7 protein-coding genes are annotated in these 18,628 nt (G+C 74.1%); 3 read left to right on the forward strand and 4 right to left on the reverse strand.

Annotated features, from left to right (window positions below):
* The first annotated feature begins 92 nt into the window (after positions 1 to 92).
* The 3 genes from TA3x_RS10310 (at position 93) to TA3x_RS10320 (ending at position 5,389) form a co-directional block, all read left to right on the forward strand.
* Positions 93 to 2,405, forward strand: coding sequence for a hypothetical protein (locus TA3x_RS10310; RefSeq protein WP_435020861.1), 2,313 nt, complete (start codon positions 93 to 95; stop codon positions 2,403 to 2,405).
* Positions 2,405 to 3,010 carry a hypothetical protein gene (locus TA3x_RS10315; RefSeq protein WP_435020863.1) on the forward strand — a complete coding sequence of 202 codons (606 nt, stop codon included), beginning with the start codon at positions 2,405 to 2,407 and terminating at the stop codon, positions 3,008 to 3,010. The genes TA3x_RS10310 and TA3x_RS10315 overlap by 1 nt, the downstream gene beginning before the upstream one ends.
* A 312-nt stretch (positions 3,011 to 3,322) precedes the next feature.
* The gene (locus TA3x_RS10320) at positions 3,323 to 5,389 is read left to right on the forward strand and encodes a hypothetical protein (RefSeq protein ID WP_435020865.1); all 2,067 of its coding nucleotides are present in this window, start codon (positions 3,323 to 3,325) and stop codon (positions 5,387 to 5,389) included.
* A 63-nt stretch (positions 5,390 to 5,452) separates the two neighbouring features.
* Here TA3x_RS10320 and TA3x_RS10325 read toward each other — a convergent pair whose 3' ends face one another.
* The 4 genes from TA3x_RS10325 to TA3x_RS10340 are packed head-to-tail and all read right to left on the reverse strand — an operon-like array spanning position 5,453 to position 18,299.
* Positions 5,453 to 6,793 carry a reverse transcriptase family protein gene (locus TA3x_RS10325; RefSeq protein WP_435020867.1) on the reverse strand — a complete coding sequence of 447 codons (1,341 nt, stop codon included), beginning with the start codon at positions 6,791 to 6,793 and terminating at the stop codon, positions 5,453 to 5,455.
* 27 nt (positions 6,794 to 6,820) lie between these two features.
* On the reverse strand, positions 6,821 to 8,701 hold the full coding sequence (locus TA3x_RS10330; RefSeq protein WP_435020869.1) for an SWIM zinc finger family protein: 1,881 nt from the start codon (positions 8,699 to 8,701) through the stop codon (positions 6,821 to 6,823).
* Positions 8,698 to 15,060, reverse strand: a complete 6,363-nt coding sequence (locus TA3x_RS10335) for a HEAT repeat domain-containing protein (protein WP_435020871.1) — start codon at positions 15,058 to 15,060, stop codon at positions 8,698 to 8,700. The genes TA3x_RS10330 and TA3x_RS10335 overlap by 4 nt, the downstream gene beginning before the upstream one ends.
* Complete coding sequence (locus tag TA3x_RS10340; RefSeq protein ID WP_435020873.1) at positions 15,057 to 18,299, reverse strand: BRCT domain-containing protein; 3,243 nt, start codon at positions 18,297 to 18,299, stop codon at positions 15,057 to 15,059. Before TA3x_RS10340 ends, TA3x_RS10335 begins: the two co-directional genes overlap by 4 nt.
* Between the last annotated feature and the right edge of the window lie 329 nt (positions 18,300 to 18,628).

Genomic DNA, 18,628 nt, shown 5'->3' on the forward strand with positions numbered 1-18,628 from the left:
CAATCGGTGCCGACGGCGTCCCTGACGGGGCGATACCCCGGGGCGGCCCGCCCCGGGGCGCGACGCCGAGGGGATGACGAGGATCTGCATCGATGACGTTTCACCTGCCGGGCGGCCGGTCGCTGGTGCTGGCCGGGGGGGACCGGGCCGGGCTCTGGCTGGCGGCGGGGGGGATCGCCCTGGCCTTGCTGCTGATCCTCTATCGCGAGGAGCGGCGGCTGGTGTCGCGGCGGGCCGGGCTGGGGCTGATCGCGCTCCGCGTCCTGGCGGCCCTGGCATTGGTGGCGGCCCTGTTCGAGCCGATCGCGGCCCGGAGCATCTCCGAGACGGTCCGGGGCCGGGTGATCGTCGCCGTCGACGCCTCGGCCAGCATGGAGACCGCCGACGCCTCCCGCTCCGCCGACCTCCCCCGCCGCGAGGTGGCCCGCCGCTTGATCGAGGGCCAGGACGCGGCGTTGGGTTCGTTCGGGGCGGACCACGACGTCCGGGCCGCGACCTTCGGCCGAGGGGTCATCGCCTCCGGCCCGTTGGCCGACGTCGCCGCGACGCTCCGCACCCCGGCCCGCCCCGACGACCCGGCCCGCCTGGCGACCGACTGGACCGCCGCGCTGGCCCCGGCCCTGGAGGGGACCGAATCGGCGCCGGTGGTGGGCGTGGTCCTCGTGACCGACGGCCGGGCCAACGCCGGAGACCCGGCCGACGACCTGGCCGCCCGTCTCAAGGCCAAGGGCGTCCCGGTCTATCCGGTCCTGGTCGGCTCGGCATCGCCCCCGAAGGATGTGGCCATCGCGACGGTTCGGGCCCCGGAAACCGTGCAGGTCGGGGATTCGGCCTCGGTCGCGGTCTCGGTCAAGGCCGACGGCCTGCCCACCGGGTCCGAGGTCGGCGTCGTCCTGACCCGCCCCGGCGGCGAGCCGATCCGGCAGTCCGTCCGCGTCCCGGGCGACGGCTCGTGCCCCGTGGCTTCGTTCCAGCTCCCGTTCCCGAAGGCCGGCGTGTTCCCGCTGACCGTCGCCATCGATCCCGCCGCACCCGGCGATGCCCGGACGGACAACGACCGCCGCACCGTCGCGGTCCGGGTGGCCGACGACCCGGCGCGGGTCCTGCTGGTGGACGGCGAGGCCCGTTGGGAGTTCCGCTACCTCCGCGACGCCCTGGGCCGCGACCCTCGGATCAAGGTCGACGCCATCGTCTTCCGACAGCCCGGCGACCCGGCCGATCCGACCCGATGGCCCGACCTCGGCCCCGACGCGGCCGACACCCTGGCGCGGTTCGACCTGATCGTCCTCGGCGACATCGCCCCGGCCGACGTCGATCCCGACACCTGGGCCCGGCTCGACCACTTCGTGGCCGCCCGGGGCGGGACCCTGGCGATCCTGCCGGGCCCCCGATCACTGGATGCCTGGTCCGGCGACGCCCGGGGACGGGCCCTCCTGCCGGTGCTCGACCCCCGGCCCCTGGACGTCCCCGCCGACGCGACCGACCCGGCGCGGCCGATCCTGCCCCCCGGGCTGGCCGTGATCCCGTCCCCCTCGGCCCTGGCCGACCGCGACGGCTGGCCGATGCTCCAGATTGGCGACCCGCCCGAGTCGGCCTGGGCCGCGCTGCCCCGGCTCCCCTGGGTCGCCGCCGGTTCGATCAAGCCGACCGCTACCACGCTGGCGACCGCCGCCGGGTCCGACGCCGCCGCGATCGCCGCACAGCCTTATGGGCTGGGCAAGGTGTTATGGGTGGGAACCGATGCCACCTGGCGATGGCGGTTCCGGGTCGGCGACGCGACCCACGCCCGGTTCTGGGGCCAGGTCGTCCGCTGGGCCGGCCCGGGCGGGCTGGCCGTCGGGAACACGGTCGTCCGCCACGGCCCGGCCCGGCCCCGGTCGACCTCGGGCGTGCCGATCGCCTTGCGGGCGCGGCTCGCCGACGACGTGCCCGACCTGCCTGCCAGCCCGATGCTGGTCGCCCGGATCGTCCCCCGCGACGCCCCGCCCGGTGCCGAGGGGCTGGCCCTGGTCCCTCTGCGATCGACCCCCGGCCGCCCCGGACTGTTCGAGGCCGACGCCCCGAGCCTGCCGCCCGGCGCCTACGCGGTCCGGCTCGACGCCCCCCAGCTCGCCCGGTTCAGGCCGATCCCCGAGGCCCCGCTCGACGTCGTGGCCGCCGAGACCTCGGAGACGGTCGAACTGGCCGCCGACCGCGCCCCGCTCGACCTCCTGGCCCGGGGCACCGGGGGCCGGGTCTTCCCGGAACACGAGGCGGGCCAGATCCCGCCCCTGCTCCGCTCGACGGTCCGCACCGTGAGCCGCACCGTCGAAACGCCGCTCTGGGACCACCCGGCGTCGCTCGCCCTGTTCTTCGCCCTGCTGACCGCCGAATGGGCCTTGCGCAAGAAGGTAGGATTGCCCTGATGGAAGCCCATGCCCCCGGATCGAACGGCGTCCACCGCCCCGCGCCGACCCCGCCCCGGTTCGGCGTCCCCGAGGCGGCCCTCATCATCCTGGCAACCCTGCTGGGCCTCGCCCTGGACTGGGCCTTCCGCCTGCGCGGCGTGGCGGGCCACTTCGCCGACCTCGCCCGGCTCCCCAACGACCCGACGCCCGGCCTCCGCGCGGCCCACATCCTCCACAACGCCGCCCTGGCCCTCGCCCCCCTGGCGGCGGCCTGGACCCTGGCGACCCTGGCCTCGATCGACGGGGCGCTCCGCCCCTGGAAGCGGCTGTTCCACCGGCCCGGCCTGACCCCCGGCCTGGCGATCGTCCCGGCCCTGCTCGTCGCGGCCGGCTTCGCCTGGCCCGACCGCCACGCGGGCTGGCCCGCGATCGCGACCGGCTTCCGCCTCCACGCCATCAACGCGATGGCCGCCCTCATCGCCTTCTGGTGGATGGTCCTCCTCCGGGGCCGCCGCTGGCACCCCGAAACCACCTGGGCCGACCGCCTCGGCCTTTTCCTCGGCATCTACTGGATCGCCGCCTTCGCCGCGATCCAGGGCTTCAAGATGATCTCGTCGCGGTAAAACTCCCGACCTCATCGTTTCCGGACCTGACTCGATTGGTATGGTGATGAGGAAGGTTCGATCGATCAAGGACTGAGGCTCTACCGGCCGGAAGCCGAAAGGTTCGCCAGTCGGCGACGAGCCCGACTGTGGAAGGCGAGGGATTTTCGATCCCGGAACTTGGGCCATGACCGCAGATTCGCCCCAGGCCCCCACCGCCCGATGGCACGGGCCATCCGCACCGGTTATGCTCTCCCGGCTCGCCAGTGAGCCCGCGCCACCGGCCGGGGGTCTCGCCATCGGGCCGGGTTGGACTCGACGGGGGATCATCGAATGGGCCGGCTGTCAGCGGGTTGGCGTCTCTTCACCTTTTCCTTCGTGGCGTTGTTCCTCGAACTCCTCCTGATCCGCTGGGCCCCGTCGGTGGTGCGCCTGGTGGCCTACTACGCCAACCTCCTGCTCATCAGTTCCTTCCTCGGGCTGGGCTGGGGGGCCCTGGCGGGGGCCCGGGGGCGCAAGCTCTTCGGGTGGTTCTCGTGGCTGCTGGCCGCCGACATCGGGTTCCTCCTGCTGTGCCGATCCGTGGCGCTGCCGGGCAGCGGCGCCGAGATGCGGTTCTATGCGGGAGGGGGCCGTCTGCTCGGCTACGGCATCCTGGTCGGGATCTTCGCCGCCAACACCCTCCTGTTCGTCCCTTTGGGGGGGCAGATCGGCCGCCTGTTCGGCCAGTTGCCGGCGACCCGGGCGTACGCCTGGGACCTGGCGGGGAGCCTGTGCGGGACGGTGGCTTTCGCCCTGTTCTCGTTCGTCCACTTCGATCCGTTGGCCGGGCTGGCCCTCGTCGCCTTGCTGGCGCTGGGGCTGGCCGAGGCCCGCCGGGATCGCCTTGTGGGGCTCCCGGCGTATGCGATCGCCCTGGCCGCGATGGCCTGGGCCAGCCCGCCGGGGGCGATCTGGTCCCCCTACTATTTCATCACGATCCGGGACCTCCAGCACCCCGACCGAGTGCCGACCCCGCCCCAGGACCTGCTCACCAGGAAGGACCCGCCGATCTATTCGGTGAGCGTCAACCAGGACTTCTACCAACTGCACGGCACGATCGACGCGGCCCGATACACCCGCGGGACCCCCCTGGCGCTCCAGGTCGGGGCGCTACGCGACCAGTATCTCCTGCCTTACGCCCTGTCGTCGGGGCGAGGCCGGGTCGCGGTGCTAGGGGCCGGCGGCGGCATGGACGTCGAGGCGGCCCTGCTCTCGGGGGCGCGTCGCGTCGACGCCGTGGACATCGAGCCCCGCCTGATCGGGCTGGCCCGCCGATACAACGCCGCGGGCGTCTACGACGACCCGAGAGTGTCGGTCGTGAACGACGACGCCCGCGCCTTTATCCGCCGGGCCAGGCCGGGCTATGACCTGATCGTCTTCGGGTTCCTCGACTCGCAGGCATTGTTCTCGTCGATGAGCAACCTGAGGCTGGACAGCTTCACCTACACCGTCGAGAGCCTCAGGGCCGCCGACCTCCTGCTGGCCCCCGACGGGATGTTGAGCCTCTCCTTCGCCGCAGGCCAGCCGTGGCTGGCGCGGAAGATCGTCGCGATGGTCGAGGAGGCCACCGGGCGGGCCCCGATCGTCTATGCCGACATGGTCCAGGTTGTCGTCTGCGCCCCGAAAAATGCCCGGGCCGTGCCCCCCCCGGCCCGTTTCGGCCGCTTCGCCCGGGTCCTGGCGGGCCACCCGCGCCCGGCGGATCCGCCGCTAGCCACGGACGACTGGCCCTTCCTGTATCTCTCCTCGCGGACGATCCCCGGGGACTACCTGGTCGTCATCGGCGCGATCCTGGTCATCGCGCTGCCCGCCTTGCGGAGCGTCCGGCGGGGGGCCTGGCCGCTCATGGACTGGCACGCCTTCTTCCTGGGCCTGGGCTTCCTGCTCCTGGAGACCAAGAGTATCAGCGACTGCTCGCTGTACTTCGGCTCGACGTGGCTCGTGACCACGATCGTGGTGGCCGGCATCCTGATCATGGTCCTCCTGGCCAACTCGCTGGCCAGGAGGGCTCGGCCGTCGGCCCTCTGGTACGCGCCCCTCTTCGGCACCCTGCTCGCCGTGGCCCTGATCCCGCACCAGTGGGTCCTCGGCCTCGACTTCGGGCTCCGCCTCCTGTGGGCCCTGGTCGTGGTCCCGGCGCCGATCTTCTTCGCCGGGATCCTCTTCTCCGCCGGCCTGAGGCAGGTCCCCGAGCCAGGGAGCTTTTTCGGGGCCAATCTCGTGGGGGCGATGGTCGGCGGCTTCTGCGAATACCTGGGCATGGCGACCGGGAACTCGGCATTGATGGTCCTGGTCTTCGCGGCCTACCTCGCCAGCGCCTCCTGCCGTCGCCTCGTCGCGGCCACCCCGGCCGCCTGATCGACGGCCGGCGATCGCGCCCCTTAAGCCCGGCGGCCTGTTTCCGGTTCTTTGGCGATCCGGTCACGCATCGGCGGGCGGCCCGGAACCCGGGGCGACGGCCCGCGCCTCGTCCAGGCGGGCGAGGTCGGCGAGGTATTTGGCCCCTTCTTCCGGGTCGGCCATGTGGACGTAGGAGGCCCAGCCGATCAGCGTGGAGAGGGATTCCCCCTCGGAAATGGGCTTGCCGCGGAGGCGGTTGTGGATCGCGGCGCGGAGGCGGCGGCGGAAGTCGCGGGGGACGCGCGGGGGGGCGGAGCCGTTGACCACCAGGCCGGTGATCCTTTGCCGGCCGCCGGAGCGCGAGACGGCGGTCTTGTCCGGGTGGACGCGGAACCCCTCGGACCGGACGATCCGGCCGATCGAGCCGAGCAGCAGTCCCACGCGCGGCGGGCCGGCGTGGCCGTCGGGCAGGCTGAAGGTGAGGTCGTCGGCATAGCGGGTGTAGCGCCAGCCGAGCTTCGCCGCCAGGCCGGACAGGCGGCGGTCGAGCCGCAGGGCCAGGGTGTTGGTCAGCCCGGGGCTGGTGGGCGCCCCCTGGGGCAGGCAGCGCGGGCCGAGCGCGACATACAGGGGTTTGCCCTCGTGCTCGACGATCTCGCGGGGGGACTCGGTGCAGAGCAGGGCCAGCAGGGTGGCGACCTCCTCGCGGTAGCCGGCCTTGCGGAACACCCCCTTGACCCGGGGGAAGGTCACCGTCGGGAAGAAGTCCTTGAGGTCCACCTTCACCACCAAATCCGACCCCGGGTGGGCGGCGGCGTTGGTCAGCGTGGAGCGGCCGGGCAGGAAGCCGTGCACCGAACCGTGAACCAGCAGCTTCTCCACGATGTTCCGCAAGACCCAGCGCTGGGCCTCCTTGAGCCGGGGCATCGGCGCCCAGATCGCCCGCTCGGTGCCGTCGCGCTTGGGGATCGTGAACCTTTGGTAGTGGACCGACGTGGCCACGTCGCGGTGGTAGGTGAGCCATCGCAGTTCGGGGATGGTCAGGCCCAGGGCCTCGGCCAGTTGCCTGGGGGAGTCGAGCGGGGGCAGCTCGTTCTCGGCGGCGCGGGACTCGGCGTCGGGCAGGTCCCACTTGTCGGGGCCCCGGCCCTCGGCCCAGAAGACCCCCTCGCCGAGGTGGCCGATGTGGGTGGCGCGATGGGCATCCCACGCCTTGCGGGCCAGGGCCCGGCGCTCGGCGGCCTCGGCCTTGAGCGACTTCTTGTAGGCGTCCTTCTCGCGGTCGGACATCTTGTCGGTCGGCCGCCGCTCGACCACGAAGCCCCGCGCCGCGAGCTGGGCATCGACGTAGGGCCGGACCCCGCCGGCCTGCTCGATGGATCGCCAGAGGTCGATGAGATCCGATTGCCTCGCCCGCGCCATGGTCGCCGCCCCCGCCGAAATCGTCGATCAGCCCGCCGTCGCGTCCAGGAACCCGCGCGATTCGAGGTCGGCCACCCGCGACCGGAACGCCGCCCCGGCCGCCTCCTCGCTGTCGAAGGCCAGCGCCTGGAGCCGGGGCGGCTGGCCGTCCAGGCCCCACCGGACCTTGAGCCGCCGCCGCTCCAAGGAGACCAGGTAGACCTCCTCTCCCTTCGGCCCCCGGCGGGAGAAGCTCCGGGTCTCGACCGAGGCCGGCCGCCCGGAGTCGTCCCCCTTCATCCGGCGGGCGACCTGGGCCGCATACGCCAGCCGCAGGGCGATCAGGTGGACGCAGGGGCCGGCCTTGATCCCCTGCTTGCGGAACGCCGCGCAGGTGCATTCCGCCTTCGCCGCCATCCCCTCGTCGGACAGGAGCAGTTGCGGGCGATACTCCCGCTTGTCCTCGGCCACGGTCACCTGCCCGGTCAGCTCCAGCCCGGCGCCGGGGATCCGGTTCTCCGCGACGATCTGGACCGCACCCCGCCGGGCCAGGAGGTCGAAGGCGGTCCTTTCGCGGCGGTCGCGGAATTCGAGCCGGGCCGGGTCGATCGGCGTGTCGGTCAGGGGGCGAAAGCGGTAGACGTCGCCGGCCAGGTCGTACATCAACCGCCCCTGCTGGCAGCCCAGTTGGAGCGCCTCGGTCAAGGCCGGCCAGGCCAGGCCAGTCGCCTTGGCGAGTTCCCCGGCGCCCGCCGACCAGCGCTCGCGGAGGAGGGCGAGCACCGCGTCGAGCGGCTTCGTCGTCGCCTCGGCCTTGCGGGGCAGGAGCAGGTCGAAGTTCAGCGCCTGCGACCAGTTCGCGGCCGTGAACCCGGTCAGCCCCAGGGTCAGCGACATCCCCGGGGCCCGCAGGACCCAGAAGCTCGGCAGGCCGCTGCCCAGGACGTGGACCTCGGCCTCGTCGGCGAACGGGAGGAACCGGGCCAGCAGCGCCAGCCGCCTCCGCCCCCAGAGCCGGACCACCCGCGCCGCCTTGCCGCGATACGGGCCGGCCGTCGTGGGGATCACCTCGTTCCAGGGCTCCAGCACCAACCGGGGGGCCTCGCCCGGCACCAGCTCGATCCGCAGCCCGCGCCGCTGGCCCTTGCGGTCGGCGTGCATCCGGAGGTGGCGGAGGGCGTTGTAGACGTCGATCGGGGCCAGGGCGAACCGCTCGCGGGGCAGGGCCGCCGACGACTGGACCTGGAGGAAGCCCCGGAGCCACGAATCCGGCACGCGGACCTGCTTTTCCAGCACCTCGCCGGCCGCCGTGGTGGCGAACCGCACCCCCTCCGAGCCGATCGCCAACCGGGTCTCGCGATAGCCCCGCATCTGCTGGAGGCCCCGGAACAGGGCCGGGCTGAAGTCGATGTGGGTGGTGCCGTACTCGGTCGGCCCGGCGTTTTCGAAGGCGTCCCGGTCCACGCCGAGCTTGGCATACGCCCCCTCGTCCTTGCTGAACACCTCGAACAGCACCTGGTCCGGATGGACCGTGATCACCGGGTCCAGGACCACGAAGGCGAGCGGGTCGTTGCGGAGCAGCCACGAGAAATACTCGCGCTGGGCCTGCCAGGCGTTGAGGTTGGACGACTCCCGACGCATCCGCTGATAGGCGAGGTACGCGGTCCGGTCCCTGGGCCGGTAGCGGAAGTCGCCCGAGACCACCGCGTGGATCGCCGCCATCGCCTCGCGGAACCGCAACGGGTCCTTGATCGCCGCGTCGAACCGCACCGGCGGCCGGCCGAGGTCGGTGGCCAGGGCCAGCCGGCTCGACCCCTCGGCCGTCTCCAGGCTGCTGACGCCAGCGTAGGACAGGCGGATCTCGGTCGCCTCGGGCGGGGACTGATCCGGGGCGGAATCGTCGCCCGGGGGGATCGGTTCGGTGCTCATGGGGTCGCCTCCGCCCTGGTCTTGTCGGCCTTGGCCCGGGCCCTTTTCGACCGCGACAGGCACCGCCAGGCGGCCTTGCGCAGGTCTTCATCCTCGGCCTCGTTCGTGCCGACCCGGCGGATGACCTCCTCGGCCGGCTCGCGGGCGATGGCGGCCAGCCCTTCCAGGGCCCCCAGCCGGGTGGCGTCGGGCAGGTCCCGATCCTCGGCCACGGCGGCCAGGGCCTCGACCTCGCCCCGGTCGATCAGCCCCGGCAGGACGATCCCCTGGTAATGGACCTGCCGCGACGCCGCCCGGATTGCCGTGGCCATCTCGCCCGCCCCGTCCAGGGCGAGCCGGCGGAAGCCGACCGCGTCGGCCATCAGCCGTTCGGCCAGCCCTTCCGTCCGGGCCGGCGCCAGCCGGGCGACCGCCTGGGCGGCGATGGCCCGGACCTCCGGGTCGCCCGCCAGGGCCGCCGCCTCCAGGGCGGAGAGGGCCTCCGGGCTCGCCGGGCCGGCGGCCAGCGCCAGCGCGGCCTCGCGGCGGATCGGCCGATAGGCCGGGTCGTCGGGCCGGGCCATCAGCATCTCGGCCAATTCGCCGGCCGCCCCGCCGAGCCGGCCGGCCGCCCAGGCCAGGTCGCGGACGCCCTCGGTAATCGGGTCGAACGTGTCCGAATCGTCGGGGTCGAAGCCCGGCCGCTTCGCCTCCCAGGCCCGCCGCCAGCGGCCCAGGGCCTCGGCCACGGCCGCCCCGGCCCCGCTTGCCCCGCCGCCGGCGCGGCCCAGGATGCGGGCGGCCAGCCCCGCGACCGACGGGTCGGGGCTGTCGAGGGCGGCACGGGCCTCGGCGATGGGAGGTTCCTCGCGGTCGAGGAGGGCGGATCGGAGCGCCTCCCGGGCCTCGTCGTCGGAGCATGCGGGCAGGAGGGCGAAGATCCGGCCCGGCTCGCCCCGCTCGCGGACCCGTCCGAGGATCTCCGCGAATCCGTCCAGCGAGGAGGCTTCCTCGTTCCGGAGCACGGCGTAGTCGGGCTCCAACGATTCCGGGCCGAACGACCGCCGGGCTGCCTCCAGGGCCACGTCCCGGAGTTCGCCGTCCGACCAGTCGTCGAGGGTGGCGAGCAGGCGGAGCAGGAGGTCGCGGCCGGCCGGGTCGGGGTCGTACCCCAGCAGGTCGATGGCGAACTCGCGGATCTCGCTGCCCGGGTCGGCCGCCCGCTCGCGGATCGCCCGCCAGGCGGCCGGGGTGCCGAGCCAGCGGAGGCCGTGGACCGCCGCGAACGCCAGGCCGGATTCCCCCCGGGACTGCCGTTCCAGGAGCCGGAAAATCTCGTCGGCCCGGGGCGATTGGCCCAGGTGGCCGATCGCCTCGGCCGCCGCTTCCTGGAGGGCGTGCCCCTCCTCGCCGGCCAGCTTCAGCAGGATCTCGAACGCCCGCTCGTCGGCCAGTTCTCCCAGGGCCCGGACCGCCCGCCGCCTCTGGCCCAGGTCGTCCACGAAGTCGAGGCTCGCCAGCAGGACGTTCAGCCCGTCGGGCCGCCCGGCGCGGGCCAGCCCCTCGGCCGCCGCGAACTGGGTGAGCGGGTCGGGGTGGCCCAGGGCCTTCCGCAGCGGCTCGGCGTCGCCATCCCGCTTGCGGAGCCGCCAGCCCAGCGCCTCCACGGCCGCCCGTCGCACCGTTTCGTCGCCGTGGCCGATCAGCCGGCCCAGCGGGGCATCGACCGCCTTGCCACGCGCCCACCGGGCCCCCGGGATCAGCCGGGCCAGGAGCTTCGCATCCCCCGGGGCGGAGAGCCGGTCGAGCATCCGGGCCAGGAGGTCGTCGTGTCGGGGGTGCTGCTCCGCCTCCCACTTCGGGTCGGCCCGCTCGTCCTCGGGATCGTCGATCGATTGATCGTAGCCGGCGACGGCGAGCAGGGCGTCGAAGGCGACCTCACGCCGCTTCGGGTCCTTCTCGATCAGGGCGAACAGGCGGTCGGCGACCTCGGGGCGGCGGGCCCGCCCCACGGCGCGGATCAGTTCCGCGGCCGGGGCCGTGCCGGCGGGGTCGTCGGCCACGCGGTCGAGCAGGGCGTCGGGGGTCCGGGGATCGCCGAGCGATTCCAGGGCCATGATGATCCCCGTCAGGATGTTCGATCGGCGGAGCTGCGAAGGGGCCTGGTCGGCTTCCCGCAGGAGAGCGACCAGGACCTCGAACGCGGCCGGGTCCTTGTGGGAGGCCAGCTTGAAGGCGGCGTCCTCGCGGACGGCAGAATACCGCGACCGGAGGGCCTGGCGGAGCGCATCGCGCGAGGCCGGGTCCTTGTCGTACTCGGCGGACAGCCACAGGACCGCCTGGCGGCGGACGGCCGGGTTGGCCGCCCCCAGGGCCTTGGCCCCGACGGCGACCGGGCCGAGCCGGGCGATCAGGAGCTTGGCCGCCTCGGAGGCGAGGTCGTCGGTGCGGGCGAGCATCGCCTGCTCCAGCACCGCCCGGCCCGCCTCCTCGGAGGCCCCCCCGGTCAGAAGCTCCAGCCCCCGGACGCCGAGGTCCACGTGCCCCGAGGCCAGCGCCTCGCCGGCCAACCCCGATGCCGGCATCCCCAGGGCCAACGCCTGGTCGAACGCCTGCGACCGCACCGGCTGGGCCGGGTCGCCCAGCGCCTGGACGAACACGGGCAGGGCCGCGCGGGCGTGGCGGGCGTCGAGCCGGGCCAGTTCCAGGAGCCGGGCCAGGGCCGTCTGCCGGACGGCGTCCGGCCTCGACCCCTTGCCCTCGCCCTTCTGCTCGCGGGCCAGGCCGACGTAGGCCCCGAACGCCAGGTCCTGGAGCCGATCCGGGTCCGCCTTCGATTGGGGCGGGCGGCGCTTCGCGGCCCGGCGGGCCAGGTCGGCGATCTCGGCGGCGAACCTGGCTTCGAACGCCTTCCAGGCCAGCAGGAAGGCGTCCGGTTCCTCGGCATCCAGGAGGGGCAGCAGCCGGGCGGCGCGGGACCGGGGCTGGGGGCTACCGTGGACCAGGATCTCGGCCAGGGCGTCGACGGTCCGCCCGGGGATCTTGCCGGCCGGCTTTTCGCCCCGGTCGTTGAGCCGCTCGGCCACGAACGCCGCGAACGCGGCCGGGTCGGCCAGGGCCTCGATGGCGCGGGCGGCCAGCAGGCGGAGCCGGGGCTCGCGGGCCGCCAGCGCGGCCAGGCAGCGGGCCGGCGTCTCGCGCGGGTCCTTCCACTCCCGCATCAGGAGCAGGAGCAGGGCCCGCGACCGGATCGATTCGTCGGCGTGGTCCAGCAGGACCGCCAGCCGCCCTTCGCCGGGGTCGCCCAGGGCCAGGGCCGCGATGAGCTGATCGCCGGCGGTGATGACCTTGCCCGCCGCATCCGAGAAGACCAAAGAGGCCACTGAGGCGTCGCCGATGCAGGCCAGGCCGAGGGCGACGGCGTACTTCACCTCCGGGTCGGAGTGCGAGAGCGCCTGTCGGAGGGCATCGGCCGACTCGGGCCCGGCGATCCGAGCCAATGCCCGGGCCGCGTGCTTGCGGATCGGGGCGTGGGGGCTGTCCAGCAGGGGGATCAGGTGTGAGAGCGCCGCCGGATCGCCCAACTCTCCCAGGCCGTCCAGGGCCGACTCGACCAGGGCCAGCCAGACGGCCCGGCGCTCGCGCTCGTCGGGCTCGGAGGCCGTGGCCAGGGCGAGCAGGGGGGGGAAGGCCCGGGGGTCGCCGTGGCGGGCCAGGGCCTTCGCGGCGCGGAGCCGGACGTCGGGGTGAGCGTTGTCCAGGGCCTTCGCCAGCGCGGGCACGGCGTCGGCGTCGACCAGGGCGTCAAGGCAGGCCTTGCGGACCGTCGCTTCTTCATCGTCGAGGGCCCGGGCCAGAAGGGTTTGGGCGGGGGCCGTCCCCTTCTTCACCAGCCCTTCGATGGCCCTGAGCCGGAGGTCGGAGTACCGCGACCCGAGCGCCGCCTCGAGGAATTCGAGCCCGCGGGTCTTCCTGGTCGCGAAGGCGAAAGAGTCGCCCCGGAGCGTGGGGTCGGGGTCGTTGAAGAATTCCAGGAGCAGGTCCAGGCCCCACGACTCGCCGGACTGGGCCATCGCCTCGGTCAGCACCTCGCGGCGGACGTCGGCGTGGAGGCTCCGCGAGGCGAACCGGAGCGGCCCCGCGCCGGCCCCGCCGACCTTCAGCGCCAGGGCCGCCTTGAACGCCTCGGACCGGACGGCCGGGGCGGCGTCGTTGAGGGCCCGGGCCAAAAGCTGTCGGGCCGGCTCGGCGAGCGTCCCGGCGCGGGCCTGGGCGACCAGCACCTGGAGCCCCCGGCGGCGGACGTCCTCGTGCGACGCGTCCAGGCCCGATGCGGCGGCCAGGAGCGGGTCCCCCTGGTGGATCCGGGCCAGGGCGGTGAAGGCGGCGTCGCGGACCTCGGCCTCCTTGTCGTGGAGCAGGGACCGGAGCCGCTCGATCGCCCGGGGGTCGTCCAGGGTGCCCAGCGCCCGGCAGACCTCGGCTCGGGCCGTTTTCTCGTCCTCGCGGCTCAACTGGAGCAGGAGGCCGAAGGCCCGGGGGTCGCCCAGGACCGCCAGGCCCCACGCCCCCCGCAGGGACGTGTCCAGCGGCCGGCCGGCCGCGGCCTGGAGCAGCGGCTCGCGGTCGGCGTCATCCAGGCCGGAGGCGTCCGGAGCTGTCGGCTGGGCTTTACCTTTGCGGGACGGTTTCTCCTTCTCCTTGACCGCTTCCTTGGCCGGGGCGCCATCCAGCTCGGCGAGCTGCCGGTCCAGCTCGGGGTCGCGGGCGCGGAGGGCCGCCAGCAGGCGTTCTCGGGTGTGGAGGGCCAGCAGGAAGGCGATCCGGCGGACCTCGGGGTCGGCGTCGTTGGCCGATCGCCGGAGGGCCGACTGGGCGGCCGGGTCGGCCACCATCCCACGGCGGAACAGGCGGATCAGTGCGGCCCGGCGGAGGTCGGCGTGCTTCGACCCCAGGGCGATCAGGCTCGCTTCGGGGGAGGTCGGGTCGTGGGCCGCCTCCAGCGCGAGCAGGGCCGCCTGGCGGACCTCGGCCGTCGGGTGGTCGATCGCGGCGACAAGGCGGGACAGGGCCCGGTCGTCCTGGGCCGCCAGCCCTCCCAGGGCCGAGATGGCCAGCGTGCCGATGTCGGCCTTGTTCGCCTTCAGGGCCAGGTCGATCGGCCCGAGGTCGTCGGCGGGCCGGTGGCGGCGGAGGCCGTGGAACGAGGCGACCCGGACCGCCTCGTCGGCGTGGCCGAGCAGGGCTTCGAGCTGCTTCGCGGCCTTCGGATGGGCCGAGGCCCCGAGCATCTCGGCGGCCATGAGGCGGAGGGCGTGGTCGGCGTCGGTCGCGGCCTGCGCGGCGATCAGGTCGACCGAGCGGGCATCGCCGAACCCGGCGAGGTCGCGGAGCGCCGCCTCGCGGCGGGGTGCGTCGGCGTCCGCCAGCTCCTGCCGGGCGGCCGCGTAGGCATCGGCCATCCGGTGCGACAGGTCGCCGATCTTGCCGGACGGGTCGACCGGGAAGGCCCGGAGCGTGTTGTCGCCGCAGGCGGCGACCAGCCGGGGCTTGCCGTGCACCGTCGCCACGGCCAGGGCGATGACCGGGCCGACGCCGTCGCGGGTCGTGTTCGGCTTGATCGCCCCGGCGCGGGGCCACGACTTGATCGTGCCGTCCCGGCCGCCGGTGTAGAGCCGCTCCCCGGGCCCCCAGATCATCGACGCGACGATGTCCGCGTGGTTGTTGCCGCGCCCCTTGTCCTCCGGCTCCAGCCGCCCCCGGGCGTGGGTCGAGAGCAGCTTGAGGTCGGCCCCGGCCGAGAAGAACCGGAGGTCGTCGGGCTCGAACAGGAGCGCCGTGACGGCCCCGTCGTGGAGCCGGCCCGAGCCCCCGGCGGCGAACTCGACCTTCCCGTCGGACTCGAAGACCGCCACGGTCCCGCCGGACGTGCCGGCCGCCAGCCACCGGCCGGTCGGGTCGGCGGCCAGGCAGGAGGCCGTCTCGGGCAGGTCGAGCGTCTGGAGGGGCTTGCCCTTCTTCCCATCGAGGATGACGACCCGGGCGCCGACCGCGACGGCCAGCCGGCCCTCGACGAGCGGGGCGATCGCCACCGCCGGGGCGTCGAGGGCCGGGCCGATCGGCTTCGGCGGGCCGCCATCGGCGGGGGCCGTGGCGATCTGCCCCCGGCCATCGCCCAGCCAGAACGAGTCGCCCCCGGCGGCGATCGCCGTGCCGCCGCCGGGCAGGGGGGCGGCGGCCAGGGCCAGGGTGTCGAGGTCGAGCCGATAGAAGCCGCCGGGGTGGCCTTCGGGGTGGGTCGTGACGAAGGCCACGATGCCCCCGGAGGCGGCGATGCCCCGGATCTCGCCGCGATATGGCAGGGATTTCTCGACGATCATGCTCCACCCTCCTCGGTCGCGAGGGCCAGGCCGGGGTGGCGGTGGCGGAGCCGGGCGACGGCCACCAGGCAGGCGTCGCGCTCGCTCCGGCCGCGCGAGTTCATGAACGCTGCCAGCAGGGGGAGGACGCCCCGGGCGAACGCGGCATCCTCCAGCGCGAGGTCGCGCAGGGTCTCGATCAGGGCGAGCTTCGCCCGGCGGGCGGGCAGGGGCCGGATCCGCTCGGCGGGCCCCTCGGCTGCGTCGGCCCGCTTCTCCGGCCGGGGCGGGGGGAGCTCGAACAGGGTCCGGCGGAGGAAGTCCCACAGCTCCTTCGGGCTCGCCGGGGGCCGGTCGGGCCGGGCCGGGGGGCCGGTGCCCAGGACCTCGGCCCGCTCGGCGGCCTTCTTGATGGCGGCCGCGCCCACGGTCGGTGCCGGTGGGATGGCGGGGGCCCAGCCCTCGGTGATGCCCCGGTCGCGATACAGGGACCAGAGGGTCCGGATCACCGAGGCCCGGACCCGGCGGTCGGGGCTTTCGGTCAGGCGGAACAGTTCCTCGGGGCGGCGGAACCGGGGGGAGCGGTCGATCAACCGCAGGCCCAGGGCCCGGGTCGACTCGTCGGCCGACTCGCAGAACCGGAACACGGCGGCGGGGGTGAGCGATTCGAGGTCGACCCGCGACCGGCGGTTCTCGGGCGAGGGGTCGGCCAGGAGGGCGTCGGCCACGAACCGGCGGACATCCTCGTGAGGATTCTCGGCCAGCGTGACGAGTTCGTCGGAGGGCGGGGCCCAGCGGGCGAACTCCCACCGGGCCAGGTCCAGGGCCAGGTCGCGGAGCGGCTTCCGGGTCTCGCGGAACCAGGGCTCGACCCGCTCGAAGGTGAGGAACTCGGCCGGGATCTCCGAGCCGGGGTCGACCGGGCGGTCGGTCTCGGCCAGGGCGATGTCGGGGTGGTGGCGGCGGATGTAGCGGATCGCGAACCGGGCCAGCGGGGCATCGCCGGGGCCGGCGGCGCCGGCCATCTCCCAGAGCCGCAGGGCGCCGTCCAGGGCCGACCCCGCCGAGGCGGTCGCCACCTGCCCGGCCAGCATCTTCAGGAAGGCGGTCTCGGAGATGATCTTGATGTTGGCCCCGGCCGCGTTCAACTCCTCCCCCTTGACCTGCTTCGACCCCTTCTTGCCGTGGCCGTAGAGCGACGACCCCTCGTCGCCGATCACCAGGTAGTGGAGCTTGGGCGTGACCCCGGACGCCACCACGCCGCCGGACGTCTTGACGTTGCTCTCGGCATCCTTCCGCTGCATCGTGGCCATCTTGCCGGTGAACAGGAACGACGCCCCGCCCAGGTCGACGGGGCCTGCGGCCGCGGCGGGCGTCGATGCGTCGTCGGCCCGCGGGGCGAAGTCGGCGGGCGTGAATCCCTTGATCATCGTGTCCACGGCGAAGTCGTGGTACCGCTTCTCGCCCCTCCCGGCCAGCTTCAACAGCCATTCGAACCCAAGGTCGGCCGGGGCGAACCGGCGGACATCCCGGAGCCAGCCCAGCACCTGCTCCGACAGGGTTTCATCGAAGCCCAACTCGCGGGCCCAATCCGGCCCGTCGCGGCGGAGCGCGGACAGCCAGGGGTCGGACTCCCAGTCGGGGTGGTACGCCAGGGCCCGGAGGAAATCGAGACCGAGGGCGTGGGGCTTGAGCCGCCCCTCGTCGATCCATCGGGTCACGTAGGGCCGGGTCTGCGGGCGGAGCATGAGCCGGCGGAGGGAGTCGCGGTCGAGGGCGTTGGGGTCGTCCTTGGCCAGCTGTTCGAGGGCGAAGCGGGCGACGTCCCCCGTCCGGGCGTCCTCGCGACCGTCGGCCGCCTCGACCAGCCCGAGGAAGTAGACCGGCCCCAGGGTCTTGGCGGGGTGGACCTGGAGCAAGGCCGTGGCGGCGAAGGTGAAGGCCTGGTGGTCGGCGGTCATCAGGCGGTCGCGGAACCAGTCGGGGGTCAGCCCGCGGGCCCCGAAGTGCTTGCGCAGGACCGTCGCGGCGAGCGCGTGGCCGTGGCGGGTCTCCAGCAATCGGCCCCAGGCATCGAGGCCGACCTCGGCGCGGGGGTCGCGGGCCTGGAGCAGGTCGCCGGCCAGGGCGCGGACCGGGGGGTGGTCGTTGTTGGCCAGGCGGATCAGCGTGTCCACCGGCAGGTCGCGGGCGTGGGTCCGGGCGTAGTCGGCGGCGTAGGAGCGAGCCTCTCGGGATGGCGAGTCGAACAGGGCGAGCACCGGCTCGTGGAGCCCCAGGTCCCGGAACCCGGCCTGCTCGAATCGGGGGACGTTGGCCAGGATCCAGACCACGAAGGCGTCGACCGCCTCGCTCCGCGCCCCGACCAGGCGGGCGACCCAGGACGGCTCGACCTCGCGGAGCGAGGCCCGGAAGTCGGCCTTGAGCGACTCGGCGGCGAATTCCCGGACCTGCTCGCTCCTCGCCCGCTCCAGGAGGCCGAACAACGGCCGGGGGCTCCGCTTCCACAGGTCGGCGAAGGCCCGGCCCTTGAGCATCTGGGCCGCATTCCGGGACCCCTTCAGGCGGAAGGTCGACCGGTCGTAGTCGCCGACCTCGTGGAAGAGGATGTGGTTCGCGACCAGGGTTTGTTGCCAGAACGTCCCGTCGTCGTAGCGGGCCAGGACGTCGGCCGCGGCGTCGGCGTAGCAGGCCGGGCGGGCCTGGGCGGTGCGGCGGAGGTAACGCCAGGCCCGGCGGCGGAGGTAGGACAGCGTGGGCGACCCGACCTCGGGCGTCGGATAGGACCGGCCGTAATCGGCGTCGATCCGGGCGGCCAGGGCGCCGAAGACCTCGGTGTCGTCGCGGGCCTCGGCCTCCTTGAAGATCCGCTTCAGGGCCCGCCATGGGCCGTAGCGGAGCGGGACCTCGGCGACGATCCCGAGCAGGCAGGACCGGGCGTAGGGCCCGTTGTCCTCCCACAGGGCCAGGACGACCTCGTGGAGCCGGAGCCGGTCGGGCAGGGGGACCTCGGCGTCCGGGGCCTCCAGCGCCTTGATCTTGGCGATGCGATCGTGCCGCCGCTCCTCGGCCGTCTTCTTGCCGAAAGCCCGGCTGCGGATCTCGGCCAGGAAGCGGTCGAAGGTCGCCGCCCCTTCGCGGATCGGCGTGGCGGGTGCCTCGTCGTCCTGCCCGGCCAGGGCGGAGACGAGCCCGACCAGGTCCGGGTCGCGGGCCTCCCAGGCGCGTCGGACGTCGTCCAGGCGAAGGCGGGTCGACACGTCGGTTGCCTCGCGACGGGGCCGATCGATGCGGGTGTTCGGTTCGGGTCGAGAGAAAGGAGGCGGGCCGCACGCGGGTTGCCCGTGCGGCCCGCCCCGAGCGTCCCCGGGAGGGGTATCTACCACAAGACCTGGGACATCGAAGGCTCTCCGGACCGCCCCCGGGGGACGACCTAGTTGTCGCCCGGAACCCCGATCGACGGGGTTGGTCCAGGACCGGGCGACAACTAGGTCGTCCCCCGGGGACCAGCGGTCCTGAAACAGCCTTCGTTGTGATGCATGAGAAGCCGGACGCTCGGGCGGCGCAACGCCGCCCCGGTGCAGAGCAC

Source organism: Tundrisphaera macrotermitis, assembly GCF_051175315.1.
Taxonomy (GTDB): Bacteria; Planctomycetota; Planctomycetia; order Isosphaerales; family Isosphaeraceae; genus Tundrisphaera.